22 protein-coding genes are annotated in these 22,918 nt (G+C 70.7%); 11 read left to right on the top strand and 11 right to left on the bottom strand.

Features of this window, described 5'->3' with window-relative positions; translation table 11 throughout:
- Positions 1 to 25 precede the first annotated feature (25 nt).
- Genes ACWDEW_RS23685 through ACWDEW_RS23675 form a run of 3 tightly spaced genes read right to left on the bottom strand, consistent with a single transcriptional unit; the run spans position 26 to position 2,342 of the window.
- The gene (locus ACWDEW_RS23685; RefSeq protein ID WP_450514926.1) at positions 26 to 1,156 is read right to left on the bottom strand and encodes a hypothetical protein; all 1,131 of its coding nucleotides are present in this window, start codon (positions 1,154 to 1,156) and stop codon (positions 26 to 28) included.
- A gap of 8 nt (positions 1,157 to 1,164) precedes the next feature.
- Positions 1,165 to 1,419, bottom strand: a complete 255-nt coding sequence (locus ACWDEW_RS23680) for a MoaD/ThiS family protein (RefSeq protein ID WP_329252763.1) — start codon at positions 1,417 to 1,419, stop codon at positions 1,165 to 1,167.
- A 38-nt stretch (positions 1,420 to 1,457) separates the two neighbouring features.
- Positions 1,458 to 2,342, bottom strand: a complete 885-nt coding sequence (locus ACWDEW_RS23675) for an alpha/beta hydrolase (RefSeq protein ID WP_450514925.1) — start codon at positions 2,340 to 2,342, stop codon at positions 1,458 to 1,460.
- A gap of 193 nt (positions 2,343 to 2,535) precedes the next feature.
- Here ACWDEW_RS23675 and ACWDEW_RS23670 point away from each other — a divergent pair, with 193 nt between their 5' ends.
- Together ACWDEW_RS23670 and ACWDEW_RS23665 are read left to right on the top strand one after the other, a co-directional pair.
- Complete coding sequence (locus ACWDEW_RS23670; RefSeq protein ID WP_019073731.1) at positions 2,536 to 3,336, top strand: winged helix-turn-helix transcriptional regulator; 801 nt, start codon at positions 2,536 to 2,538, stop codon at positions 3,334 to 3,336.
- A 138-nt stretch (positions 3,337 to 3,474) separates the two neighbouring features.
- Entirely contained in the window at positions 3,475 to 4,500 is a 1,026-nt protein-coding gene (locus tag ACWDEW_RS23665; RefSeq protein ID WP_388101339.1) for a LacI family DNA-binding transcriptional regulator, read from the top strand.
- 27 nt (positions 4,501 to 4,527) lie between these two features.
- Here the strand turns inward: ACWDEW_RS23665 and ACWDEW_RS23660 are convergent, their stop codons facing one another.
- Positions 4,528 to 6,285 (bottom strand): trypsin-like serine protease, encoded by a 1,758-nt coding sequence (locus ACWDEW_RS23660; RefSeq protein WP_450514924.1) that lies wholly within the window; start codon positions 6,283 to 6,285, stop codon positions 4,528 to 4,530.
- Positions 6,286 to 6,639: 354 nt separating this feature from the next.
- On the opposite strand from ACWDEW_RS23660, the gene ACWDEW_RS23655 reads away from it, so the two are divergent.
- The 8 genes from ACWDEW_RS23655 (at position 6,640) to ACWDEW_RS23620 (ending at position 12,459) form a co-directional block, all read left to right on the top strand.
- Positions 6,640 to 7,872, top strand: a complete 1,233-nt coding sequence (locus ACWDEW_RS23655) for a S1C family serine protease (RefSeq protein WP_450514923.1) — start codon at positions 6,640 to 6,642, stop codon at positions 7,870 to 7,872.
- Between the two features lie 35 nt (positions 7,873 to 7,907).
- On the top strand, positions 7,908 to 8,114 hold the full coding sequence (locus ACWDEW_RS23650; RefSeq protein ID WP_262061493.1) for a hypothetical protein: 207 nt from the start codon (positions 7,908 to 7,910) through the stop codon (positions 8,112 to 8,114).
- Between the two features lie 136 nt (positions 8,115 to 8,250).
- Positions 8,251 to 8,988 carry a response regulator transcription factor gene (locus tag ACWDEW_RS23645; RefSeq protein ID WP_200713942.1) on the top strand — a complete coding sequence of 246 codons (738 nt, stop codon included), beginning with the start codon at positions 8,251 to 8,253 and terminating at the stop codon, positions 8,986 to 8,988.
- The gene (locus ACWDEW_RS23640; protein WP_450514922.1) at positions 8,985 to 10,463 is read left to right on the top strand and encodes a HAMP domain-containing sensor histidine kinase; all 1,479 of its coding nucleotides are present in this window, start codon (positions 8,985 to 8,987) and stop codon (positions 10,461 to 10,463) included. Before ACWDEW_RS23645 ends, ACWDEW_RS23640 begins: the two co-directional genes overlap by 4 nt.
- Positions 10,464 to 10,575: 112 nt before the next feature.
- The gene (locus tag ACWDEW_RS23635; protein ID WP_450514921.1) at positions 10,576 to 10,779 is read left to right on the top strand and encodes a hypothetical protein; all 204 of its coding nucleotides are present in this window, start codon (positions 10,576 to 10,578) and stop codon (positions 10,777 to 10,779) included.
- The gene (locus ACWDEW_RS23630; protein WP_450514920.1) at positions 10,776 to 10,919 is read left to right on the top strand and encodes a hypothetical protein; all 144 of its coding nucleotides are present in this window, start codon (positions 10,776 to 10,778) and stop codon (positions 10,917 to 10,919) included. Before ACWDEW_RS23635 ends, ACWDEW_RS23630 begins: the two co-directional genes overlap by 4 nt.
- Before the next feature lie 53 nt (positions 10,920 to 10,972).
- The gene (locus tag ACWDEW_RS23625) at positions 10,973 to 11,698 is read left to right on the top strand and encodes a PH domain-containing protein (RefSeq protein ID WP_450514919.1); all 726 of its coding nucleotides are present in this window, start codon (positions 10,973 to 10,975) and stop codon (positions 11,696 to 11,698) included.
- A 44-nt stretch (positions 11,699 to 11,742) separates the two neighbouring features.
- Entirely contained in the window at positions 11,743 to 12,459 is a 717-nt protein-coding gene (locus ACWDEW_RS23620; protein WP_450514918.1) for a response regulator transcription factor, read from the top strand.
- Between the two features lie 3 nt (positions 12,460 to 12,462).
- Here ACWDEW_RS23620 and ACWDEW_RS23615 read toward each other — a convergent pair whose 3' ends face one another.
- Together ACWDEW_RS23615 and ACWDEW_RS23610 are read right to left on the bottom strand one after the other, a co-directional pair.
- Complete coding sequence (locus tag ACWDEW_RS23615; protein ID WP_450514917.1) at positions 12,463 to 14,310, bottom strand: ABC transporter ATP-binding protein; 1,848 nt, start codon at positions 14,308 to 14,310, stop codon at positions 12,463 to 12,465.
- 1,058 nt (positions 14,311 to 15,368) lie between these two features.
- Positions 15,369 to 17,177, bottom strand: a complete 1,809-nt coding sequence (locus ACWDEW_RS23610) for a bifunctional metallophosphatase/5'-nucleotidase (RefSeq protein WP_450514916.1) — start codon at positions 17,175 to 17,177, stop codon at positions 15,369 to 15,371.
- Between the two features lie 144 nt (positions 17,178 to 17,321).
- On the opposite strand from ACWDEW_RS23610, the gene mshD reads away from it, so the two are divergent.
- Positions 17,322 to 18,251 carry a mycothiol synthase gene (mshD, locus tag ACWDEW_RS23605; protein ID WP_450514915.1) on the top strand — a complete coding sequence of 310 codons (930 nt, stop codon included), beginning with the start codon at positions 17,322 to 17,324 and terminating at the stop codon, positions 18,249 to 18,251.
- A 24-nt stretch (positions 18,252 to 18,275) separates the two neighbouring features.
- Here the strand turns inward: mshD and ACWDEW_RS23600 are convergent, their stop codons facing one another.
- From ACWDEW_RS23600 to ACWDEW_RS23580, 5 genes are all read right to left on the bottom strand, one after another.
- The gene (locus ACWDEW_RS23600; protein ID WP_450514914.1) at positions 18,276 to 18,932 is read right to left on the bottom strand and encodes an ABC transporter; all 657 of its coding nucleotides are present in this window, start codon (positions 18,930 to 18,932) and stop codon (positions 18,276 to 18,278) included.
- On the bottom strand, positions 18,923 to 20,449 hold the full coding sequence (locus ACWDEW_RS23595) for an ABC transporter permease (RefSeq protein ID WP_450514913.1): 1,527 nt from the start codon (positions 20,447 to 20,449) through the stop codon (positions 18,923 to 18,925). The genes ACWDEW_RS23600 and ACWDEW_RS23595 overlap by 10 nt, the downstream gene beginning before the upstream one ends.
- Entirely contained in the window at positions 20,446 to 21,306 is an 861-nt protein-coding gene (locus ACWDEW_RS23590) for an ABC transporter ATP-binding protein (protein WP_450514912.1), read from the bottom strand. Before ACWDEW_RS23590 ends, ACWDEW_RS23595 begins: the two co-directional genes overlap by 4 nt.
- A gap of 231 nt (positions 21,307 to 21,537) precedes the next feature.
- Positions 21,538 to 22,374: a zf-HC2 domain-containing protein gene (locus ACWDEW_RS23585; protein ID WP_450514911.1), complete on the bottom strand. Its 837-nt coding sequence runs from the start codon at positions 22,372 to 22,374 to the stop codon at positions 21,538 to 21,540.
- Complete coding sequence (locus tag ACWDEW_RS23580; protein ID WP_327403021.1) at positions 22,371 to 22,913, bottom strand: RNA polymerase sigma factor; 543 nt, start codon at positions 22,911 to 22,913, stop codon at positions 22,371 to 22,373. The genes ACWDEW_RS23585 and ACWDEW_RS23580 overlap by 4 nt, the downstream gene beginning before the upstream one ends.
- Positions 22,914 to 22,918 lie beyond the last annotated feature (5 nt).

Raw genomic sequence — 22,918 nt, 5'->3', positions numbered from 1 at the left:
CGATCACCTGTGACACGCGGCGTGCTTACGCCAGCGCGCGCCCCAGTACGTAGACCGCCGGGGCCGCCGCGGCGAGCGGGAGGGCCACACCGGCCGTGAAGTGGACGAAGCGGGACGGGTAGTCGTAGCTCGCCACCCGGTGGCCGATCAGCGCGCAGCCGGCCACGACCGCGCCGAGCAGCGCGCCCTTCGCACCGAAGCCGGTCATCCCGCCGACCGCGATGCCCGCGCCGGCGGCGGCGAGCAGGGAGACGACCACCGAGGCCACGGTCGGCAGCGGCAGCGCGCGGGCCAGGATCGCGACCGCGACGGCGGCCGCGCCCACGGTGACCGCGTCCGGGTCCGCCGCGAGGTGGCCGGTCGCGACGATGGCCAGGGCCGCCGAGGCGACCGTCGCCATCAGGCTGGTGATCCGGGTGTCCGGGTCGGCGTGCGAGCGCAGCTGCATGACGAGGGAGAGCAGGACCCAGACGCCGAGGGTGCCGAGGATCGCGGCGGGGCCGTTGTCCCGGCCGGCCGCCAGCAGCGCCACGTCCGCGACGAGCGCGCCCGCGAAGGCCAGCGCGATGCCCTGCCGGGCCGGCCACATCCCGTTCAGCCGGAACCAGCCGGCCGCCGTGACCGCCTGGAGCACGACCAACGGCACGACGAGGGCGTACGACCCGATCTGCGCGGTGACGGAGAGCAGGAGCGCCAGGAGGGCGGTGAGGCCGGCGGGCTGCATCCCGGGTTCGATGATCGGCGAGCGGCCTTCGAGCCGGGCCCGCTGGGCGTCGGTGATGCGGGCGTTCCCGGCGAGGGAGGGCGGGCCGTAGCCGACGACCGCCTCGGCCGCGGCGGGGGGAGCCGGGGGCGCCGTCACGGGAGCCTGCGCGTAGGAGTCGTAACTCGGCGTCGGGGCCTGGTAGTTCTGCGGCGGGAAGTACGCCAGGTCGGACGCGGAGGGTCTGGACTGCTGGACCTGGGTGTCCCAGGTCTGGCCCTGCCACTGCTGGGTGTACTGCTGCGCGGCCTGCGGGTCCTCGTACGCCTGCTGCTGCCCGGGCCAGGCCTGTGCCTGGTGCTGGGCCTGCTGCGGCTGTTGTTGCTGTTGCTGTTGCTGCTGGGCGTAGGGGTCGTAGCCCTCGCCATAGCCCTCGTACGGCTGGTTGCTCATCGCTTCGCTCATCCTCCTGCGAACGGCGGGAGCACCTCGACCGTGCCGCCCTCGGCCAGCCGTACCGTCTCATGCCCGCGGGTGCCCACGGGGTCACCGTCGACGAGGAAGGAGCATCGCAGCAGTACGCGGGCGAGTTCCCCGGGGTGTCGCTCGCGCACCTCGGCGAGGGCCTCGGCGAGGGTGGCCGCGTCGTACGGCTCCTCGGCGGTCCCGGCCGCGGCCTTCGCGGCGGCCCAGTAGCGCACCGTGACCTTTGGCATCCGCTTTCCTCAATCGATCGGGGGCTGCAACGGCCAGGCTAGCTTCCCTGTGCAGCGGCCCAGCGCCCGATGCGGGCCAGCAGGTCGGCGGTGGCCGCGTGTTCGGCGTGGCCCATGCCCGGCTCCAGCCAGAGTTCGCCGTGGTCACCGGCGGCTTCGGCCAGCATGCGGGGGTGGTCGAGGGGGAAGTAGCCGTCGATCTCGCCGTGCACGACGAGGAGCGGGGTGGGCGCGATGCGCGGGACGGCCTCCACCGGGGAGAGCGGGACCGGGTCCCAACCGCCGCGCTCGATCCGGGTCTTGAGGCCGAGGCGGCCCACCAGGCGCCCCTCGGGGCGGGTCACCAGCCAGTGCAGCTTCCGCATGGGGGCGGTGCCCCGGTAGTACCAGCGGGCCGGCGCACTCACCGAAACCACCGCGTCCGTGTGCGCTTCCGTGCGCCCCCTGCGCCCCTGACCGTCCGTATCACCCTCGGGGCCGTGGAGCGCCGCGTGCCGCAGCACCACGGAACCGCCCATCGAGAAGCCGACGGTGACCACGCGCGCGTGCCCCTGCTCGCGCGCCCAGGCGACCGCCGCGGCCAGATCGAGCACCTCGCGGTCGCCGACGGTGGAGCGTCCGCCGGACCTTCCGTGGCCCCGGAACGAGAACGTGACCACGGCCCCGTACTGGGCGAACGCCTCGACCACCCGACGTACGTGCGGCTTGTCCACGTCGCCCGTGAAACCGTGCGCGACGACGAACACCAGGTCACCGGAAGATGGCGCGGAGGCGTCGTATACGGCCGCCGCCGGGTCGTATACGGAATCGATCGTCACCCCGTCGTCGGTGTGCAGAAACGTCCGCAAAGGTGTGCGTCTGATCGTCTCAGAGTTCGGACGAACGGTGGATCGTGCCACATGACCTGCCGTACCAGCGCTCATGTGGGCTATTCTGCTCGACAGAGGACTCGGGCAGAGAAGCCCCCGGGTCCTTTTGTGCTTCCAGGAGCGTTGTATACGAAGCGGGACACCACGGGAAACCACAGGTGGCCGCAGGTCGTACAGGGCCCCCGGGACCGCAAACGCTGTGCCGCACGACACACGTCCTCGCAGGGACCGAGGAGGAACCAGACTTATGAGTTCTCTGCTGCTCCTGACCAACGCCCTCCAGCCGTCTACGGAGGTGCTTCCGGCCCTTGGCCTGCTGCTGCACAACGTGCGCGTGGCACCGGCGGAAGGCCCCGCTCTCGTCGACACCCCCGGTGCCGACGTCATCCTCATCGACGGCCGCCGGGATCTGCCTCAGGTGCGCAGCCTGTGTCAGCTCCTCCGCTCCACCGGACCGGGATGCCCGCTCATCCTCGTCGTCACCGAGGGCGGCCTCGCCGCCGTCACCGCCGACTGGGGCATCGACGACGTCCTGCTCGACACGGCCGGCCCGGCCGAGGTCGAGGCGCGACTGCGCCTGGCCATGGGCCGCCAGCAGATCGTCAACGACGACTCCCCCATGGAGATCCGCAACGGCGACCTCTCCGTGGACGAGGCGACGTACTCCGCCAAGCTCAAGGGCCGGGTCCTCGACCTGACCTTCAAGGAGTTCGAGCTCCTCAAGTACCTCGCCCAGCACCCGGGCCGCGTCTTCACGCGCGCCCAGCTGCTGCAGGAGGTCTGGGGCTACGACTACTTCGGCGGCACGCGCACGGTCGACGTCCACGTACGACGGCTGCGCGCGAAGCTCGGCCCCGAGCACGAGTCGCTGATCGGGACCGTCCGGAACGTCGGTTATCGATTCGTTACACCCGAGAAGGGCGACCGGGGCGGCGAGGAGGCGAAGCTCAAGGCGAGCGCCGCTCTCGCAGGTGCAAAGCCGGAGGATGCGGACGAGACGGCCGACTCGGCCGCCCTGGACGCGGCCGAGATCCCGGCACAGGCTTAGGCCCTGTCCGGGCAGGGCATCGCTTCCGCACAGCTACTCGTCGGTTCTCGTCGCTTCCGCACGGAGATGCTGTGCGGAAGCGACGAGAAGCTTCGAAACGCCCTGCCCAGAGCCGGTCAATCCGCGTAGACTCCGCGCGTGGCCAAGGTGACTCGGGATGATGTGGCGCGACTGGCGGGTACTTCGACCGCCGTTGTCAGCTATGTCATCAACAACGGACCCCGGCCGGTTGCCCCGGCCACGCGCGAGCGTGTCCTCGCCGCGATCAAGGAACTGGGGTACCGACCGGACCGGGTGGCCCAGGCCATGGCGTCGCGGCGTACGGACCTCATAGGCCTGATCGTGCCGGACGCGCGCCAGCCCTTCTTCGGGGAGATGGCGCACGCGGTCGAACAGGCCGCGTCCGAGCGCGGAAAGATGGTGCTGGTCGGCAACTCCGACTACGTCGCCGAGCGCGAGGTCCACTACCTGCGCGCCTTCCTCGGCATGCGCGTCTCCGGCCTGATCCTCGTCAGCCACGCGCTGAACGACCTCGCCGCCGCCGAGATCGAGGCCTGGGACGCCCGCGTGGTCCTCCTGCACGAACGCCCCGAGGCCATCGACGACGTAGCCGTCGTCACGGACGACCTCGGCGGCGCCCAGCTCGCCGTCCGCCACCTCCTGGAGCACGGCTACGACTACGTCGCCTGTATGGGCGGTACGGCGGAGACGCCGGCCGTCGGCGACCCGGTCTCCGACCACGTCGAGGGCTGGCGGCGCGCGATGACCGAGGCCGGGCTGCCGACCGAGGGACGGCTCTTCGAGGCGCCGTACAACCGCTACGACGCCTACCAGGTCGCCCTGGGGATCCTCTCCGGGCCCCGGCGGCCGCCCGCGATCTTCTGCTCCACCGACGACCAGGCGATCGGCCTGCTGCGCGCGGCCCGCGAGCTGCGGATCGACGTACCGCGCGAGCTCGGCGTGATCGGCTTCGACGACATCAAGGAAGCCGCCCTCGCCGATCCGCCGATGACGACGATCGCATCCGACCGTCCGGCGATGGCCAGGGCGGCCGTGGACCTAGTGCTCGACGACGGGCTGCGGGTGGCGGGCTCCCGTCGTGAGCGGCTGAAGGTGTTCCCCTCCCGCCTGGTGACCCGGCGGTCCTGCGGCTGCGAGGCCTGACCAGGACCGCCGTTCACAACCGCTCGCTCAGAACAGCAGGTTGTACTGGTTGTAGCCGGTACCCAGCTTGATCCGCGTCCCGAAGAGCGCCGTCGTCGCCTTGTTGGTGCCCGGGTACAGCCACAGCGTGCCGCCCGAGTCGCGGGTGACGACATCCGCGATGCCGTCTCCCGTGACGTCACCGTTGGCGACGTAGGACGTGAAGTTCCAGCCGGTACGGGCCTGGACGCGGGGCTTCCACGGTGTGTGCTCGGCCTGGGTGCCCGCGTAGAGGTACAGGACACCGGAGGAGTTGCGGACCAGGAGGTCGGCGCGGCCGTCGCCCGTCAGGTCGCCGTGGCCGAAGATCCTGACGTTCTTCCACGCCTTGTCGACGACCTTGACCCGGCCGTAGAACTGGCCGTTGCCCTTGCCCGGGTAGAGGTAGACCGAGCCGTCGGCGTCCACCGCGACCAGGTCGGGGCGGGCGTCACCGGTCAGGTCGCCGGGGATCGCGTACGACTTGTAGCCGCCCCACACCGAGCTGATCTCCATCCACGCGAACTCGCCCGTGGAGTGGTTCAGATAGTCGCGCCAGAGGTGGCCGTCCGACGTGTCGCGGACGATGAGGTCCTGGTAGTAGTCCCGGTCCAGGTCGGCCTGGAGGCCCCAACTGGCCGTCTGCCAGCCGCCGCCCAGGTAGGCGCGCTGCGCGAGCGAGGTGCCCTTGCTGTCCTGCTCGAACAGCCCGCCCGAGGGCGTACGGCCCACTATGTCGGCGCGGCCGTCGAAGGACAGGTCGGTGTCGTCGATGCGCGGCTGGGCGGCCCAGGCGTAGGAGCCGACCTTGGTGAAGACCGGGTAGGCGCCCTTGGCGGTGCAGCCGGCCACACCCCAGGAGACGATGCCGATGACCTTGTTGTCGACGATCACCGGACCGCCCGAGTCACCGTTGCAGGTGCTGACGGTGCCCTCGTCGGTGCCGGAGGCCGGGGTGCCCGCGCAGAACATCGAGCCCTCGACGAACTCGTCGTCCCCGAGGACCGTCTTCATCGCGCTGTCGCAGGTCGCGTCGTCGACGACCGGCAGCGTGGCCTTTTTCAGTTTCGCGGAGAGCTCGGTGCCGGTGCCGGAGGTCAGGCCCCAGCCGTAGACCGTGGCCTTCGCGCCCGGGGTGACGTACCCGAGGTCGTTCAGGTAAGCGAGCCGCATCCACTGCTGGTCCAGGGGGCGGTCCAGGGTGAGGACCGCGATGTCGTTCTGGGCCGTGGTGGTGTTGAAGCGCGGGTGGTTCCACTGGTGCAGGACACCCGTGACCGTGCCGGACGTGTCGTCGTAGAGACCGGTCGCACCGGCGAGCACGGCGCCGTTCTTGACCCAGTCCAGGCCCGCGACGCAGTGCGCGGCGGTGAGGACCTTGTTCGGGGCGACCAGGGCGCCGCCGCAGAAGTAGCCGTCGCCGGTCGTGTCGTCGTAGTAGGCGAGCTGGACCATCCACGGCGCGCTGGAGATCGTGGTCTCGGTGCCGCCGATGATGTACGGCGTCCTGGTCGCCGTCTTCTTCGCGGTCGCCTGGGTGCGGGCGGCGTCGAGGACGCGGGAGCGCAGTTCCTTGTCGGAGGCGGTGGGCCGCGGCAGCCCCACCTGGGCGGCGGCAGCGGCGGCGGAAGGCAGTCCGGGCGGGCCGTCGGCCGCGGTGGCGGGCTGCGCCGCGAGAACGCCGGCGCAGCTCAGCGCCAGCGCGAGGGCGGCGGCCGGGAACGCCGTGGTGGGGCGTCTCAGACGGCCGCGCAGGGCACGTATCACTCGGGACTCCTGGTGTGGGTGCGTAGTGGGCCCGAGAAGGGCGTACGACGCGACCACGCAGGGCCGACGACATGCTGTCCGCGATGCTTTCCGTCACGGCGCATGTACCGGCTCTGTTCGCGGAGCCCCCCTCCGGCCCGGAGATCGTAGGCCGCGCCTGTCACCGCGCACACGTGTCGCACAGGGGTCACACAAGTATTCGTCCGTCCCGTGCCGTGCCCTAACTCCCCCGCAACCTCCCGTTTCCCCGAGTTTCCGGGCCTCCGGCGTCTTTATATCGGGCATACGAGGTTCTGTCGGGCTTCTCAGCGGAGACTCAGGTACCTCTCATGATCGCGCGACAGGCTCTTTTCCATGACCGAGAGCTTCCGCCGCAGCGGCGAGTACGAGACCCCCCAGGGCGACCAGCCGCAGGCGTACCCCCAGCAGCAGCACGCCTCTTCCCCCGTGAACCCGGAGTGGCCGCCCCCGCCGGCCTACCAGCCGCAGCCGGCCCGGCAGGCGCAGCCCGCTCAGCCTTTTGAGCCCGCTCAGCAGCCGGTCACCGTCGAGCCGGGTACGACGGTGTGGCCGGGCGGTCAGACGCCCGCCCCCTCGCCCGCCCCGCAGGCCGCGTTCGGCGCGGACGGCTACGGCGGTTCCGGTGGCGGCGGTGGCGACACGGCTCTCCTCACCCCCGTCCAGGCGGAAGCACCCAAACCCAAGAAGCGGACCCGCGGCCCGATCGCGCTGCTCGCCGCCGTGGCGATCGTCGCCGCGGCCGTCGGCGGCGGTACCGCGTACGCCTTCCAGCAACTGACCGGCAAGGACACCGTCGCCACCACCAGCACCACCACGGCGGTCGTGCCCTCCAGCAAGCGGGGCGACGTCGCCACCATCGCCGCGACCGTCAGCCCGAGCGTGGTCGAGGTCGAGGCCACCCTCAGCAACGGCACCTCCACCGGCGCGGGCGTGATCATCACCAGCGACGGCCAGATCGTCACCAACAACCACGTCATCTCCGGCGCCACGTCCGTCAAGGTCAAGACGAGCAACGGCAAGTCGTACACCGCGAAGGTCGTCGGCACCGACAGCAAGAAGGACCTCGCGCTCCTCAAGCTGGAGAACGCCTCCGGCCTGACGGCGGCCACCCTCGGCAACTCCTCCGGCGTCCAGGTCGGCGACACGGTCGTCGCGATCGGCTCCCCCGAGGGCCTGACCGGCACGGTCACCAGCGGCATCGTCTCCGCCCTCAACCGTGACGTGACCGTCTCGACCGACGAGAGCCAGAGCCAGGGTTCCGGCGGCGGCAACGGCCAGTGGCCCTTCCAGTTCGGCGGCCAGCAGTTCAACGGCGACACCGGTTCGTCCACGACCACGTACAAGGCCATCCAGACCGACGCGTCCCTCAACCCCGGCAACTCCGGCGGTGCCCTGATCGACGCGAACGGCAACATCATCGGCATCAACTCCGCGATGTACTCGTCGAGTTCGGACTCCTCGTCCTCGTCGTCCGACGCCGGAAGCATCGGCATCGGCTTCGCCATCCCGATCAACACCGTCAAGGCGGACCTGGCTTCGCTGCGGGCGGGCGGTTCCGACAGCTGAGCACTGCTCTTCCAGCAACCAGTAGGGAGTACGTCATGATCAAGCAGGTTTCGCACACGGTGACCGACACCGGAGCGGCCGGTCTCGGCCTGGCCCTCGGGGTGGCGTACGAACTGCACGCGCCGGCGGCACGGGCACCGGAAGTGGCGCCCGCCCCGGAGCTGATGGGGCTCCGCACCAGCGCGGCCCACCCGCACCACCGGAAGGTGCCGCTGAACCGGCTCGCGACGATGCGGGCCTGATCTGCCACCGTACGAGACTGATCTCAGCCGGTTTCCCCCCCCCTCCTCTTTACGCGCCAGCCGGGAAACATGCGAGGCTGATTGCGACCGGCCGATCGTTGTCTCCCTGTCCCACCGCACCCGAGGAATCCAGCCCATGAGCCCCGCCGAAGGCGACCGTGACACCCAGCGCATCCTGATCGTCGACGACGAGCCTGCGGTGCGTGAAGCACTCCAGCGCAGTCTGGCCTTCGAGGGGTACGACACCGAGGTCGCCGTCGACGGCGCGGACGCGCTGGAGAAGGCGACCGCCTACCAGCCCGACCTGGTCGTCCTCGACATCCAGATGCCGCGCATGGACGGCCTGACGGCTGCCCGCCGGATGCGGGGCGCCGGGACGACCACCCCGATCCTGATGCTCACGGCCCGTGACACGGTCGGCGACCGTGTGACCGGGCTCGACGCGGGCGCCGACGACTACCTCGTCAAGCCCTTCGAACTCGACGAACTCTTCGCGCGGGTACGGGCGTTGTTGCGCCGCAGCTCGTACGCGGCGGCCGCGGCTGCCGGGCAGGCTCCCGAGGACGACTCCCTGACCTTCGCCGACCTCCGCATGGACCTCGCGACGCGCGAGGTGACGCGGAACGGCCGCCAGGTCGAACTGACCCGCACGGAATTCACTTTGTTGGAGATGTTCCTGGCGCACCCCCGCCAGGTCCTCACCCGCGAACAGATCCTGAAGGCGGTCTGGGGCTTCGACTTCGAGCCGTCCTCCAATTCCCTCGACGTGTACGTGATGTACCTGCGCCGCAAGACCGAGGCGGGGGGCGAGCCGCGGCTCGTGCACACGGTTCGGGGAGTGGGATATGTGCTGCGACAGGGTGGGGCGGAGTGAAGAAGGTCCTCGACCGGTTCCTGCACCGGTTCCGGACCCTGCCGATCCGGTCCCGACTGGCGATGCTGGTCGCGGCGGCGGTGGCGTTCGGGGTGGCGGCGGTTTCGGTTACTTGTTGGTTCATCGTGCAGGGGAAGTTGTACGAGCAGTTGAACGCCGACCTGGCGAGGTCGGCGATGAGGGGCCCTGATCAGAATCGGCAGGCGGTCCAGATCGCCCTCTTCAACTGCTCGACGACTCCGCAGGGCGGCAACAGTTTCGTCCGGAACGCCTACTCCCAGGTGGTCACGGAGAAGGGCAAGGTCTGCGTCCAGGGCGACTCCACGGGAGTGGTCAAGGTCACCCAGGCCGACAAGGACGAAATCAAGAAGGGGGACACGGACCGGGCCTACTTCCGCAACGGCACGGACACGGACGGCAACGAGGTACGCGTGATGACGCGCTTCGTGGCCCCCACCACCAACACCGCCTCTGGAGCTGCCGGACCCAATGTCGGACTCCTCGTCGCCGTCCCCCTCAAGAGCACTCAGGACACGCTCAACGAACTGGCCTTGATCCTCCTCCTCGTCTCCGGTGTCGGAGTGGTCGGCGCCGGTGCGGCCGGACTCGCGGTCGCCCGTGCCGGTCTCCGTCCCGTCGACAAGCTCACCGAGGCCGTCGAGCACGTGGCCCGCACCGAGGACCTGGCCGTCCGGATCCCCGTGGACGAGGACAGCGACGACGAGATCGCCCGCCTCTCCCGCTCGTTCAACTCGATGACGACGTCCCTCGCCAACTCCCGCGAGCTGCAACAGCAACTCATCGCGGACGCCGGTCACGAACTCCGCACCCCCCTCACCTCGCTCCGCACGAACGTCGAACTCCTCACCCGTAGCGAGGAGACCGGCCGCCCGATCCCCCCGGCGGACCGCAAGGCGTTGCTCGCCTCGGTGAAGGCGCAGATGAGCGAACTGGCCTCCCTGATCGGCGACTTGCAGGAACTGTCCCGTTCGGAGGGGCAGCGGGGCGAGCGCGTCCAGATCGTCTCGCTCCAGGACACCGTCGAGGCGGCCCTGCGCCGAGCCCGCCTGCGCGGCCCGGAGTTGACGATCACGGCGGACGTGCAGCCGTGGTTCGTCCAGTCGGAGCCGTCCGCCATGGAACGCGCGGTCGTCAACATCCTCGACAACGCGGTGAAGTTCAGCCCCGAGGGCGGCACGATCGAGGTCCAGCTCACGCGCGGTGTCCTCACGGTCCGCGACCACGGCCCCGGTATCCCGGAGGACGAGATCCCGCACGTCTTCGACCGCTTCTGGCGCTCCCCGAGCGCACGGGCGCTGCCCGGCTCGGGGTTGGGCCTGTCGATCGTGGCCCGCACGGTCCAACAGGCCGGCGGCGAGGTGACGTTGTCCCGCGCACCGGGGGGCGGCACGGTGGCGACCGTACGACTGCCGGGGGCGCCGACTCCGCCGCCGGAGGGCTCTGCCTCCCAGTAGACGAGTTGAAAAAGTGTGTCACTTCTGGTGGGAAGTGACACACTTTTCGGGAGAGGGGTCGTGGGAGGGGCGACGCGCTTCGCGCCCTACGGACCTTCTCGGCAGCGATCTTGTGAATGCCGCCGCGGATGTCAGGCGCCCCGTCGAACTCCTCATCGCTGAGGTCCAGACCGATCAGGTCCCGGACGACCTGCCGCTCGGCGGCTACTCGCTCCGCGATCTGTTCCAACGTCAGCTGCTCGGCGGCCAGTTGCTCGACGAGTTGCCTCAAGGTGAGGCCCCGGTCCTTTCCACGGAGTGGTGGTGCCGCGCATGAGCGCCACCAGCAGCACAAGCGGCGAACGCGCCGTGCGTTTCGCGCTCACCAGGGTGTCCGAGTCACTGGAGGACGTGATCCGCATCGCCGTCAGCCGGGGCGAGCGCATCCCGGATGCGGGACCCCGACCCCGCTCCTGACGTACACAGCCTCCTGCCTTACGCTCCTTCCCTGCTGACCGGGGGGAGGGCCCATGCACGGGGACGCGGACGGGAACGGGCGCGGGATCGAGCGGGAGTACCGCAGGTGGAGGAAGGCGTCTCGCGGGCGGGTCGTCTTCGCGTGGATCATCGCGGGGAACGGCGTGCTTCAGATGACGCGGCCCGACAGCATTCCGTTCCGGTACAAAGTGCTGATGCTGGCGCTCATCGCGGCACTGGCGGTCTGGGCCCTTCTCGCCACGCTGCGAGGTCTCACCTCCGTGGACGCCGACGGCGTCACCGTCCGCGGTGCCTTCCGCGTGCGCAGACGGGCCTGGCACGACATCTACGATCTGCGTGTCGAGGAGCGTTCGAAGCAGGCCCGCGCGGACGTCCGGTGGTGGACCTGGCTCTACGACAACGACGGCCGCCGGTTCCTCCTCCCCAACGTCGACGACTGGCAACTCCCGGACCTGCGGGCCGAGATCGACGATCTGCGTACCGTCGCCGCCGCACACCGCGGCATGACCTGGGAATCGCGACCCGAGGTCGAGGCCAGGATCAGGCTGCGCGCGGGGCATCGCAAGGCACAGGAACGGGCTATCACCTGGGCTGTGCTCGCCTGCTTCGCCGGCGGCATGTATCTCATCTGGGAGGTGGGCACCGGCGGCGAACCCCACCCCTTCCTCCTGCTCCTCTGCGCTCCTCTCGCCGTTTACGCCCTCCTCCTCGCGTTCCTCCGCCGGCTCGCGTCCCGACGAGCCCCAGCCCACACATAGCCCTCTGCCAGCCCCGCCACAGTCACCCGTCACACCGTGTTCGAATGGCGGAGGCGCGGAAGATTCTGCTGGCCGATGACGACGCGGACGTGCGGGAAGGGATCGGGCGGCTGCTCAGGTTCGAGGGGTACGAGACCGTCCTCGCGGAGGACGGACGTACCGCCCTCGATCTGCTCGGCGCCGCGCCCGACCTCGTGCTGATGGACGTCACCATGCCCGAGTTGGACGGGCTTGCAGCGACCCGGCGCATCCGCGCCTCCGGGTCCACCGTGCCGATCCTGATGCTCACCGGGCGGACCGCCGTCGGCGACCGGATCGTCGCCCTCGACAACGGCGCCGACGACTACCTCAGCAAACCGTTCGCGGTGGACGAACTGCTGGCGCGGGTACGGGCGTTGCTGCGGAGGAGCGGGCGGCGGGCGGTCGATGAGCCGCCGCCCGTTCCCGAGCTGGAACAGCTCGTCTTCCACGATCTCGTCATGGACCCGCGCACCCGTACCGTCACCCGTGGCGGCCGGCCGCTCGAACTCACCCGGACCGAGTTCCTGCTGCTGGAGTACCTGCTCCACCATCCGGGCACCGTGCTCACCCGGTCCCGGCTGCACCGGCACGTGTGGGGCTTCGACTTCGAGCCCGCGTCCAACACCCTCGACGTCTACGTCATGTATCTGCGCCGGAAACTGGAGAGCCGCGGCGAACCGCGGCTCATCCACACCGTGCGGGGGCTGGGGTACAGCCTCCGGGCAACTCCCTCCAGGTGATCCCTACTTGAGGGGGAGCCTCAGGATCATCGTCTCGTCCGGTGCCTGCGGCGGGACCGGGCGCAGTATCATCGTGTCCTCCGCACGGTGCCGTCCCGTGCCGTGTCCCGTGATCGCCATCTCCGGCAGCGGGCCCGCAAGTCGCGCGTACGCGCCGCCCCTTGACACCAACTCCGCGTGCGTTCCCGTCTCCACCAGGCGTCCGCCCTCCACGACCAGGATGCGGTCGGCGTCGGGGGCGAGGCTCAGGTCGTGGGTGATCATGATGGTCGTACGGCCGGACATCAGGCGGCGCAGGGGCTGGATCACCTGGCGGGCGGCCACCGAGTCGAGGCCGGCCGTCGGTTCGTCCAGGACCAGGACCGGGGCCTGGCGCAACATCGCGCGGGCGATGGCGATCCGCTGGAGCTGGCCGCCGGAGAGTGCCGCCGTGCCGGGGGCGATCCCCGTGTCGTAGGCCTGGGGAAGGGCCGTGATGAAGTCGTGGGCCGCCGCCGCCCGCGCCGCCCGCTCGATCTCCTCGTCCGTCGCGCCCGGCCTGCCGCACTCGATGTTCTCGCGGATCGTGCCGTTGAGGATCAGGGTCTGCTGGGGCAGCAACGCCACGTTCTCGCGCAGGAATTCGAGCGGTACGTCACGGAGGGGGACGCCGTCCAGGCAGATCACGCCCTCGGAGGGGTCGTAGAAGCGGGTCAGCAACTTCGACAGGGTCGACTTGCCCGCGCCGCTCTCGCCCGTGACGATCACCAGCTCTCCCGGGTCCGCCCTGAAGGTGACGTTGTCGACCGTGTCGCGGGCCGCGCCGGGGTAGCGGAAGGTCACGCCGTGGAAGCTGACCCAGCCGTGGACGGGCCAGGCGGGGACGGGTTCGCGGGGGTCGCCGACGGACGGGGTGGCGTCCAGGATCTCGTTGATGCGGGCGGCGCCCGCGGTCGCTGCCGTGAGGGTGAGGCCGAGCTGGCCGAGGTTGCGGACCGGGGGGTAGAGGTAGCCGATGAAGGCGGCGAAGGCGAGGAGCGCGCCGAGGGTCATGCGGTCGGCGGAGATCTCCCACACGCCCAGGCCGATGACGGCGAGGACGCAGAGGGTCTCGACCACCTCCACGAACTGCTCGTACATCTCGCTCAGGCGGGCGCCCCGCACCGACGCCTTCATCCACGCGCGGGCCTCGATGTCGAGGCGCTTCTCCTCGTCCCGGCGGCGGTTGTACGCCTGGGTCAACACCACGTTGCCGAGGGACTCCTCGACCACCGAGGTGATCGCGCCGTCCGCTACCCGCTCGTCCTGCGAGGCCTGCTTGATACGGCCGGAGAAGCGGCGGGCGGCCAACAGGAACAAGGGCGCCAGGACGAACGTGGCCAGGGCCAGGTCCCAGCGGAGGTACAGGGCCGCGCAAGCGTAGAAGACCGCGGAGAAGGCTGCCGAGATGGTGCCGACCACGCCGGACACGACCATCTGCTCGATGGCCTCGACGTCTCCGGTGAGGCGTTCGACCAGGTCGCCCCGGCGGTGCTTCTGGAAGAAGTGGGGCGGGAGGTCCTGGACGTGGCGGAAGACGTTCGCGCGCAGGCGCAGGACGAAGCGTTCGGCGGTCCAGGTGGCGAGGGAGTTGCCGAAGTAGCCGACGAGCGCGCCGAGTACGGCGACGCCGAGCCAGGCGGCGGCCGGGCCCCAGAACGCGGACAGCGAACCGGCCTTGAGGGCGTTGTCGGTGAGCTCCGCGAAGAGCAGGATCGCGGCGGTCTCGGCGAGCGCCGACACGATGACGCACGTGATGATCACCGCGAGCCACTTGCGGTCACCGCGGGTCAGCGGCCAGAAACGGCGGAAGGCCTCACGGGCTTCCCTCATGGTCAACAACTCCCTTCGGACTACGGATTGCGGCCTGGACGTGGCCGAGGCGGGGCCACCGGAGCGAGCGAACTCGCTAACCGGCGGCCCCGCCTCACTGGGTACTGGCTCAGCCCTTGTGCCCGACGGGGCGCTTCGGCGCGGGCTTCTTGGGCGCGGGCTTCTTGGGGGCCGGGGCGGGCTTGCGGTGCTTCTTGACGGGGACGATCTTGTGGAAGCTCATGACGGGTTCCCTCTCTGGAGGTTCGGCCCTGCGGCCGGGTGGGGGGTGATGCGGGTCTTCTTCTGCGGCTCGTCGGACTGCTTACTTGTGCCCGACCGGACGCTTCGGCGCCGGCTTCTTCGGCGCGGGCTTCTTCGGAGCCGGGGCCGGCTTGCGGTGCTTCTTGACCGGGACGATCTTGTGGAAGCTCATGACGGGTTCCCTCTCTGGTACGTCTTTCGCGGTGTCTGCTGCGGTTCTGCAACAGTTCCTCAACCGATCTGCTGCAACCGCCTTTGAATTACGCCTGTAAATTCTTTGTCAGCCTTTGTCGGCGACCGGGCGACGCTTCGGGGCGGGCTTCTTCGGGGCCGGCTTCTTGGCTCCCGGAGCGGGCTTGCAGGACTTCTTGACGGGGTGGATCCTGTTGAAACTCATGATTAATTCCCTCCCTGTTACGACGTCTTATAAGTTGTTTACTTGTGGCCGACCGGGCGGCGCTTCGGGGCCGGAGCAGGCTTCTTCGGGGCCTTCTTGGGGGCCGGGGCGGGCTTGTGGTGCTTCTTGACGGGGACGATCTTGTGGAAGCTCATAGTGCTCTCCTTTGTCTTGTGTTGCCTCTGTCGTTTGCGCTGTTCGCTTTCGACATGGAAAACACTACTGGACTTCCGGCGCAGGAAAAGCGATTTTCGCTTAGACCTTCCTGTGCGATTGCCATGGATGATTCTTATGGAATTCGCGGAACTGAACCCGCCCTTACACAGAATTTAGAACGGCCCAGGCCTCGGGAAAACGGAAGGGGCCCGGCGCCGACCTGCGGCACCGGGCCCCCTGAGCAGGGAGAAACTGCTGACTGCTACTGCACCACCGTGATCCGGTTCGCCGCCGGAGGCGTGAGCGGGCTCGCCGCCGACGAGTGGGCGGTCAGGTACTGCGCGAGCGCGGAGAGGTCGTCCTTGCCGACCAGGTCACCGGTGCCCTGCCCCAGCGTCGGGAAGCCGTCACCGCCACCCGCGAGGAAGCTGTTCGTCGCGACGCGGTAGGTGGCCGCCGGGTCGATCGCCGCGCCGTTCAGGCGGATCGAGTCCGTCACCACGCGGTCCGCGCCGGTCTTCGTCAGGTCCAGCGTGTAGGTGAGTCCGGACGAGGGCTGGAGGATCTTCGGCGCCGCCGCGTTCGTGCCGCTCACCTGTTCCTTGAGCGCCTGGACGACCTGCGCGCCGGTGAAGTCCTGGAGGTTCACGGTGTTCGCGAACGGCTGCACCGTGAAGCCCTCGGCGTACGTCACCACGCCGTCGCCCTCGGCGCCGGAGGCCTTGAACGTCAGGCCCGCCCGCACCCCGCCCGGGTTCATCAGCGCGAGGTCGGTCTCCGGGTCCAGCTCCTTGCCGTAGGCGAGCTGGGCGTCGGCGATGAGGTCGCCCATCGGGGACTCGGTGCCGGTGTTGTTGACGTCGGCGGAGATGTAGCCGATCGCGCGGTTGCCGATGGGGGCGGCGAGGGTGTTCCACTTGCCGATCAGGGCGGTCATGTCGGCGGCCTTGGGCACGGTCCGGGTGACCACGTGGTTCGCGGACTTGACCGCCGTACGGGCGATGTCGCCGGTGACGCGGTCGTACGTCAGCGTGGTGTCCGTGTAGAGGCGGCCGAAGGACGCGGCCGAAGTGACCATACGGGGCTTGCCACTTGGGTCGTCGATCGTGCAGACGTAGGCGTTGTGGGTGTGGCCGGTGACGAGGGCGTCGACGGCCGGGGTGACGTTCTTCGCGATGTCGACGATCGGGCCGGAGATGCCGGAGCCGCTGCCGGAGGCGTCGCAGTCGTAGTTGTAGGAGGAGGAAGCGGGGAAGCCGCCCTCGTGGATCAGCGCGACGATCGACTTGACGCCCTGCTTCTGCAGCACCTTGGCGTACTTGTTGATCGTCTCGACCTCGTCCTTGAACTGCAGGCCCTTGACGCCGTCCGCGGAGACGATGCCCGGGGTGCCCTCCAGCGTGACGCCGATGAAACCGACCTTGACGCCGTTCTTCTTCCACACCCAGTACGGCTTGAGGATCGGCTTCTTCGTCTTCTCGTCGAGGACGTTGGCCGCGAGGTAGGGGAAGTCGGCGCCCTCGAACTTCTTGTCCGTGTAGCAGCCCTCGGTGGGGTGGCAGCCGCCGTTCTGGAGGCGGGCCAGCTCCTTGGCGCCCTCGTCGAACTCGTGGTTGCCGACCGAAGTGACGTCCAGGTCAAGCTTGTTGAGGGCCTCGATGGTCGGCTCGTCGTGGAACAGACCCGAGATCAGCGGGGAGGCGCCGACCATGTCACCGCCGGCCGCGGTGATCGAGTAGGGGTTGCCCTTGCGGGCCTCGCGCAGGTGGGTGGCGAGGTACTCGACGCCGCCCGCGTCGATCGTCTTCGTCGTGCCGTCCGCCTGGAGTTCGGTGACCCGGCCGGAAGAACCGGACGGGGGCTCCAGGTTGCCGTGCAGGTCGTTGAAGGAGAGGAGCTGTACGTCCTGGTAGCGGCTGGGCTTGTGCCCGTAGTCGCCGCCAGGGTTTCCGTGCGCGTCGGCGGGCAGCGCGGCGGCCAGCGCACCGACGGTGGCCAGGCTCGCGGCGGCGGCGAGCAGGCCGACGACACGGCGTCTGCGCGGGCGGTACGGCTGGGAAGTGGCTGGCATGAGCCCCCCTGTGAGTCGGCTGAGAAGTCACCACGTTCCGGCGCAGCCTAGGGTCAACGCGCGTAGCGTGACAGGGGGTTCTTGGTTACATCCTGGTTTCTTCTTTGCCGCCACTTTGCTGCCGGGTCCGCTTACCCTGAGGCCATGACCAGCGACGACACCGCACGGCCCGCGCCCATCTCCCGCTCCATCGAGACCTATTCCGAGCTCACCCCGGACCAGGCCGGGGCCGTCCTCGCGCTGATCGCCGAGGCCGCCAGGACCGACGGTCAGCCCGCGGTGTCCGAGCAGGGGCGGCTGCAACTGCGCGGCGGTGCGCGGCCGGGGGTCCAGCATCTGCTGCTGACCCTGGGCGAAGAGCTCGTCGGCTACGGGCAGTTGGAGGACACCGACCCGGTGGAGGCACCGGCCGCCGAGCTCGTCGTCCGCCCCTCGGAGCGGGGGCACGGACACGGGCGGGCGCTCGGCTCCGCGCTGCTGGCCGCTTCGGGCAAGCGGCTGCGGGTGTGGGCGCACGGCGGGCATCCCGCCGCGCGCCATCTGGCGCAGGTCCTCGGGCTCGCCCTCTTCCGCGAACTGCGCCAGCTGCGGCGGACGTTGGCGGATCTGGAGCTGCCCGAGCCGGTGCTTCCGGAGGGCGTGACCGTACGGACCTTCGTGCCCGGCGCCGACGACGCGGCCTGGCTCGCGGTCAACGCCGCCGCCTTCGCCCACCACCCCGAGCAGGGCTCCCTCACCCAGCGGGACCTGGACGACCGCAAGGGCGAGGCCTGGTTCGACCCCCGGGGCTTCTTCCTCGCCGAACGCGACGGCGAACTGATCGGCTTCCACTGGACGAAGGTCCACGCGGAGGAGCAGCGCGGCGAGGTCTACGTCGTCGGGGTCCTGCCGGGCGCGCAGGGCGGCGGGCTGGGCAAGGCCCTGACGACGATCGGCCTGCGGCACCTGGCCGCGCAGGGACTGCCGACGGCGATGCTGTACGTCGACGCGGACAACAAGGCGGCGGTGTCGGTGTACGAGCGGCTGGGGTTCACGACGTACGAGACGGACTTGATGTACCGGTCGGAGTCGTGAACGGCCGAGTCACGAGGGGCTCGGTCAGGAAGGGGTGAGCCTCAGCCGCCTGCGCCGCACCGGCTCCGGCCCGCAAGCCGTCCACACCAGCGCCGCCCCCGCCAGGACGAACGCCCAGTGCTGATGGCCCGTCGCCCACCACTTGTCCTTCGGCACGGCGAACAGGCCCCAGTTCGCGGGGAACAGCAGAGCCGCCGCCATGGATGTGGCGAGGAGGGCGATCGCGAGCCGCTGGCCCGGTTCCGCCTCGTCGGTGAGGCGGATCGCGGCGGCCGAGGCCGCGAGGGCCACGACCGCCGCGGCGGCCGCCTCCAGGGTGACGTCGCCGACCGGGGGCCGTGCCTGCGCCGGTATCAGCAGCACGACGGCGGTCCACCACAGCGCGGCGAGCGGGGCGACCAGTGCGGTGCGCAGGGCGGCCCGGAGCATACGACGGGTCGGGACCGCCACCGTCACCTGGCGGGCCGGGTCGTCCAGGAGGAACGTCAGGCCCAGGGCGAAGGCGAGCACGGCGCCGCGCAGCAGGAGCAGTGCCGACCGCGGGTCGAAGTCGACCGAGGTGAGGCGGGGCAGCGCGGCCAGCAGCAGCCCCGCCACGGCGCCCGCGCCGAGCGCCCGCCAGGGCAGGGCGCGCAGCACCGGGCGCGCCAACTGCCCCAACACTCCTGTGGTCACTCGCACTTGTCCGCCCCCGTCGGCGCCTTGACGCCGAGCAGCTCGGCCACCTTCGCCGTGGTCACCTTGGGTGCCGTCAGCTCCGCCCAGTGTGCCTTCACCTTGGGGGCGATCGTGGCCTTGCCGGCCGTGAGCAACTCCCTTACCACCGTGGTCTGTTCGGCCGTCATCGACATCGGGTAGGTCGGCGAGAGCACGATCGCCGAGCCGCTCACGCTGTCGTCGAGCCGGACCGCGCGCAGTTGGGTCAGCGGGTCGGACTGCCAGCCGAGCGCCATCCACATGATGGTGACCATGCGGCCGTCGCAGAGCGAATCGGACGCCTTCTCGCTGCCCATGACCAGCACGGAGGAGACCGCGGCGGCGAACTCCGGTACCCGGGGGCCGCCCCAGCGGGTGCCGACGGTCACCTGGTAGGGCACGGTGGACGGCTCGATGGCTCCGTCGCCGTCCATGCCGTAGCGGGCCTCGACGCGCTGCCGTACGAGCAGCTTCTCCTGGGCGGCGGTGCCGCCGGCCAGGGACTGGACGTGGTCGGCGACCTCGGCCCAGGTGCCGGTGCGGGGCCTCCACTCGGGGAACGCGCAGTACGTGGAGTTGCCGTGCCGGGCGCAGGACTGGACCTTGGCCGGGTTGAGGGTGGCCAGCACGCGGGCGTCGGTGGTGGCCTGGGACACCTTGCCGGCCTGGCCCACCGCGCCCCATGCGCCGAGGCCCACGGTCACGACGAGCGCGGCGGCGACGGTCTTCGTACGGCCGCCGTTGACCAGCACCGCCGCGAGGGCCAGGGTCAGCGCGAGTCCGAACAGGTAGAGGGCGTGCCAGGCGGCCGGGCGGCCCAGCAGGTCGGAGGGGAGCGTCTTGCTGCTCGCGTCACCGATGACCGGTACCAGCCACCGCGTCGCGCTGCCGTTGTCGTCGCCCGGGACCGCCCCGAGGAAGAGGGTCGAGAAGAACGCCAGCACCAGGAGCATCGGTGCCGCGAACGGCGACTTCACGACCCGGGCCAGCAGCACTCCGCCGGTTCCGGCGAGCAGCACCGTCAGCGGTCCGACGAGGAGTTCGCCCATCGAGCCGTGGCCGACCGAGCCGGGCGCGAGCACGCCCCAGGTGAACTGGGCGCCCACCAGCAGCGCGGTGAGCGCGGCGGCCGGTACGACGGACAGCACGAACGCGACGGTACGGCGCCAGGGTTCGAGGACGAGCACGTCGAAGTGCCGGTCGGTGTCCTGGCGTCGGGAGCGCAGCACGGCCTGGTTGGCGCAGAGCAGGACGGCCAGGGCGGGCAGCAGCGGGCCGGTCTGGGTGGCGCGGTCGACGTCCTGGAGGGCCGGGTAAGTGGTCCAGGCGTCGCGCATGGTCCAGCCGATCCAGGCGGCGTAGAGGACGAACATCAGCAACACGGGGAGGCGCAGGAGGAGTTTGCGGGCCTCGAAGAGGGCCAGCGCCAACACCGCTGCCCAGGACCGTCGTTGCTCGTCGGCGCGTTCGGCCGGGGGTGCCTTCTCCAGTACGGCGCTCATGCCGCCACCTCCGCGGCCATGCCGTCGAGGGTGATCAAGTAGCCGTCCTCCAGGGTCGGTTCGACGAGTTCCGCGCCGGGGGGCGGGTCGCCGACGTTGCGGAAGGCGCCGAGGCCGGTGCGCCAGCCGGCCATCGCGGCCGGGTCGCGTTCCGTGCCGCTCCACACCCGGCCGGCGGCCCGTGCGGTGAGTTCGGCCGGGGTGCCGTCGAAGCGGACGGTGCCGGCGGCCATCACGACGACGCGGTTGCAGAGCATCGCGACGTCCTCGGTCTGGTGGGTGGAGAGGAGGACCGTACGGCCCTCGCCCGCCCGGGCGATCAACTCCCGGAAGCGCATGCGCTGTTCGGGGTCGAGGCCGACGGTCGGCTCGTCGAGGACCAGGAAGCCCGGGTCGCCCACGAGGGCCGCCGCGAGCGCGACGCGCTGCCGCATTCCGCCGGACAGCTTCTTGATGCGCTTGCCGCGCACGTCGGAGAGGTCGACCTCCTCCAGCACCCGCCGCACCTCGCGGTGACGCCCCTCGCGGTCGGTGAGTTCCTTGAGGATCGCGACGTAGTCGACGAACTCGAAGGCGGTGAAGTCCGGGTGGAAGCCGGGTGTCTGCGGCAGATAGCCGAGGACGCGCCGCACCTCCTGGCGTCCGGCGGTGGTGCCCGGGTCGTGGCCGAGCACGGTGAAGGCGCCCGAGTCGGCGGGCAGCGCGGTGGCGAGCACCCTCAACAGGGTGGTCTTTCCTGCCCCGTTGGGGCCGAGCAGGCCCGTGACGCCCTCGCCGAGCCGCAGCGACACGTCGTCGAGGGCTTGCGTCGAGCCGTAGCGCAGGCTGAGCCCGGCCGCGGAGACGGTGGTGGTCATGTACGGAACTCCAGTCAGGGTTCGAGAGGTTCGGATGAGGGCCCGAGGGCCACGGAACGTGTGGGATTCGGACGAGGGGCCCGAAGGCGGCGGGCGGGGCACCGAGGCGGTCCCGGCCGCGCCGGAGAGTCCGGCGGTCGGCCCGGCCACCCGTCCGGCCGCCCCGGCACCGGCCGCGTCGCGGCCGTCGGACGGGCCGGGACGGCGAGTCGGGCAGGCCGGAATCCGGAATCAGACGAGGTCGCCGAAGGCGGTCGGACGCGTGTCGAAGCGGTCCCGGAGGAGATAGAGGAGCCCGGCCGCCAGGGCGGCCACCGTCGCGGCCACCCCCTGTCCGGCCGGGGTGAAGGGGGCGAGTGTTTCGGAGTGCCGTTCGTAGGCGGCCAGCAGGAACAGCACCCAGCCGCCGCCGACCAGGGACGGTGCGAGGACCGGACCGAGGCGGGGGGTCAGGGCCAGGCCCGTCGTGGTCAGGGCGAGGGCGGGCAGCAGCCAGCCGAGCGCGGCCAGGCCGTAGCCGGGCAGGGCCAGGGACGCCAGGAGGTTGAGGCCGAGGCCGGCGGCCAGGACGGCGACCGTGCGGATCATCAGGAGGCGGAAGCCGTGCAGCGGGGCCACGACGGTCATCTCGTACGTCGGGTCGAACTTCGGCCCGAAGGACAGCGCCACCCCCGCGAGCGGCAGCAACGGGGCAAGACCGAGGAAGAGGGTCGGGGACTGGGCGGTCTTCACCGCGTTGGTCGCCAGGACGGTCATCACCAGCAGCGCGACCACCGCGCCGAGCCACGAGCGGCGCAGCACCGGCGTCGCCGCCAGCAGCCGTGCCGTGTGGTCGGCGACCCCGATCCGCACGAGCAGCGACTCCATCAACCCCCTTTTGGGGGCGTCGAGTTCGGCGTCGATACGCTCCCAGCCCGCGTCGAGCGCGACGGGGTCCGTGACGGACGCCAACAGGGCCCGGCACTCGGCGCACTGGGCGATGTGGGTGTCGGCGGACCAGACCATGGGCGGTGCCAACTCGCCCCGCGCATAGGCGCGTACGTCGTCTTCGGCCACATGCCAGGTCATGCCAGCTCCTCCCGCAGTTGCTTACGGGCGCGCATGGCCCGTGTCTTGACCGTGCCGGCCGGGATGCCCAGCAGGACGGCCGCCTCCCGGGTGGTCAGCCCGTCGATCACGGTGGCCTGGAGGACCGCCCGCAGTTCGGGCGAGAGCCGGACCAGGGCGCCGGCGAGGTCCCCGTGCTCCACCCCCGCGAGCACGCGCTCCTCCGCCGACGCCTCGTCCCGGTGCCGCAGCCGCGCCAGCGCCTGCCGCAGCCGGCCGCGCGCCCCGTCGCCGCGCAGCACGTCGATCAGCCGCCGCGACCCGATCCGCCACAGCCATCCGGCCACGTCCCCGTCCTCGCGGTAGCGGGCACTGCCCCGCCACACCGCGAGGAACGTCTCCTGGACGACGTCGTCGACCATCCCGGCGTCGGCGCACCGGCCGCGCAGCCGCGCGGTCAGCCACGGCGCGTACCGCCGGTACAGCTCCTCGAACGCGCGCCGGTCGCCGTCCGCCGCGATGGCCCGCAGCAGCTCCCCGTCGCTTCCCGTATCGCTCACATCTC

Source organism: Streptomyces sp. NPDC001100 (assembly GCF_053598575.1).
This window is presented reverse-complemented; position numbering and strand designations above follow the sequence as displayed.

Bases quoted from the DNA above. Each gene is read 5' to 3' on its own strand.
- ACWDEW_RS23655 (WP_450514923.1), top strand. From the start codon at position 6,640: ATGACCGAGAGCTTCCGCCGCAGCGGCGAGTACGAGACCCCCCAGGGC.
- ACWDEW_RS23645 (WP_200713942.1), top strand. From the start codon at position 8,251: ATGAGCCCCGCCGAAGGCGACCGTGACACCCAGCGCATCCTGATCGTC.
- ACWDEW_RS23625 (WP_450514919.1), top strand. From the start codon at position 10,973: ATGCACGGGGACGCGGACGGGAACGGGCGCGGGATCGAGCGGGAGTAC.
- ACWDEW_RS23610 (WP_450514916.1), bottom strand. From the start codon at position 17,177: ATGCCAGCCACTTCCCAGCCGTACCGCCCGCGCAGACGCCGTGTCGTC.
- ACWDEW_RS23675 (WP_450514925.1), bottom strand. From the start codon at position 2,342: ATGAGCGCTGGTACGGCAGGTCATGTGGCACGATCCACCGTTCGTCCG.
- ACWDEW_RS23615 (WP_450514917.1), bottom strand. From the start codon at position 14,310: ATGAGGGAAGCCCGTGAGGCCTTCCGCCGTTTCTGGCCGCTGACCCGC.
- mshD (WP_450514915.1), top strand. From the start codon at position 17,322: ATGACCAGCGACGACACCGCACGGCCCGCGCCCATCTCCCGCTCCATC.
- ACWDEW_RS23585 (WP_450514911.1), bottom strand. From the start codon at position 22,374: ATGACCTGGCATGTGGCCGAAGACGACGTACGCGCCTATGCGCGGGGC.
- ACWDEW_RS23670 (WP_019073731.1), top strand. From the start codon at position 2,536: ATGAGTTCTCTGCTGCTCCTGACCAACGCCCTCCAGCCGTCTACGGAG.
- ACWDEW_RS23630 (WP_450514920.1), top strand. From the start codon at position 10,776: ATGAGCGCCACCAGCAGCACAAGCGGCGAACGCGCCGTGCGTTTCGCG.
- ACWDEW_RS23680 (WP_329252763.1), bottom strand. From the start codon at position 1,419: ATGCCAAAGGTCACGGTGCGCTACTGGGCCGCCGCGAAGGCCGCGGCC.
- ACWDEW_RS23685 (WP_450514926.1), bottom strand. From the start codon at position 1,156: ATGAGCAACCAGCCGTACGAGGGCTATGGCGAGGGCTACGACCCCTAC.
- ACWDEW_RS23650 (WP_262061493.1), top strand. From the start codon at position 7,908: ATGATCAAGCAGGTTTCGCACACGGTGACCGACACCGGAGCGGCCGGT.
- ACWDEW_RS23595 (WP_450514913.1), bottom strand. From the start codon at position 20,449: ATGAGCGCCGTACTGGAGAAGGCACCCCCGGCCGAACGCGCCGACGAG.
- ACWDEW_RS23620 (WP_450514918.1), top strand. From the start codon at position 11,743: ATGGCGGAGGCGCGGAAGATTCTGCTGGCCGATGACGACGCGGACGTG.
- ACWDEW_RS23590 (WP_450514912.1), bottom strand. From the start codon at position 21,306: ATGACCACCACCGTCTCCGCGGCCGGGCTCAGCCTGCGCTACGGCTCG.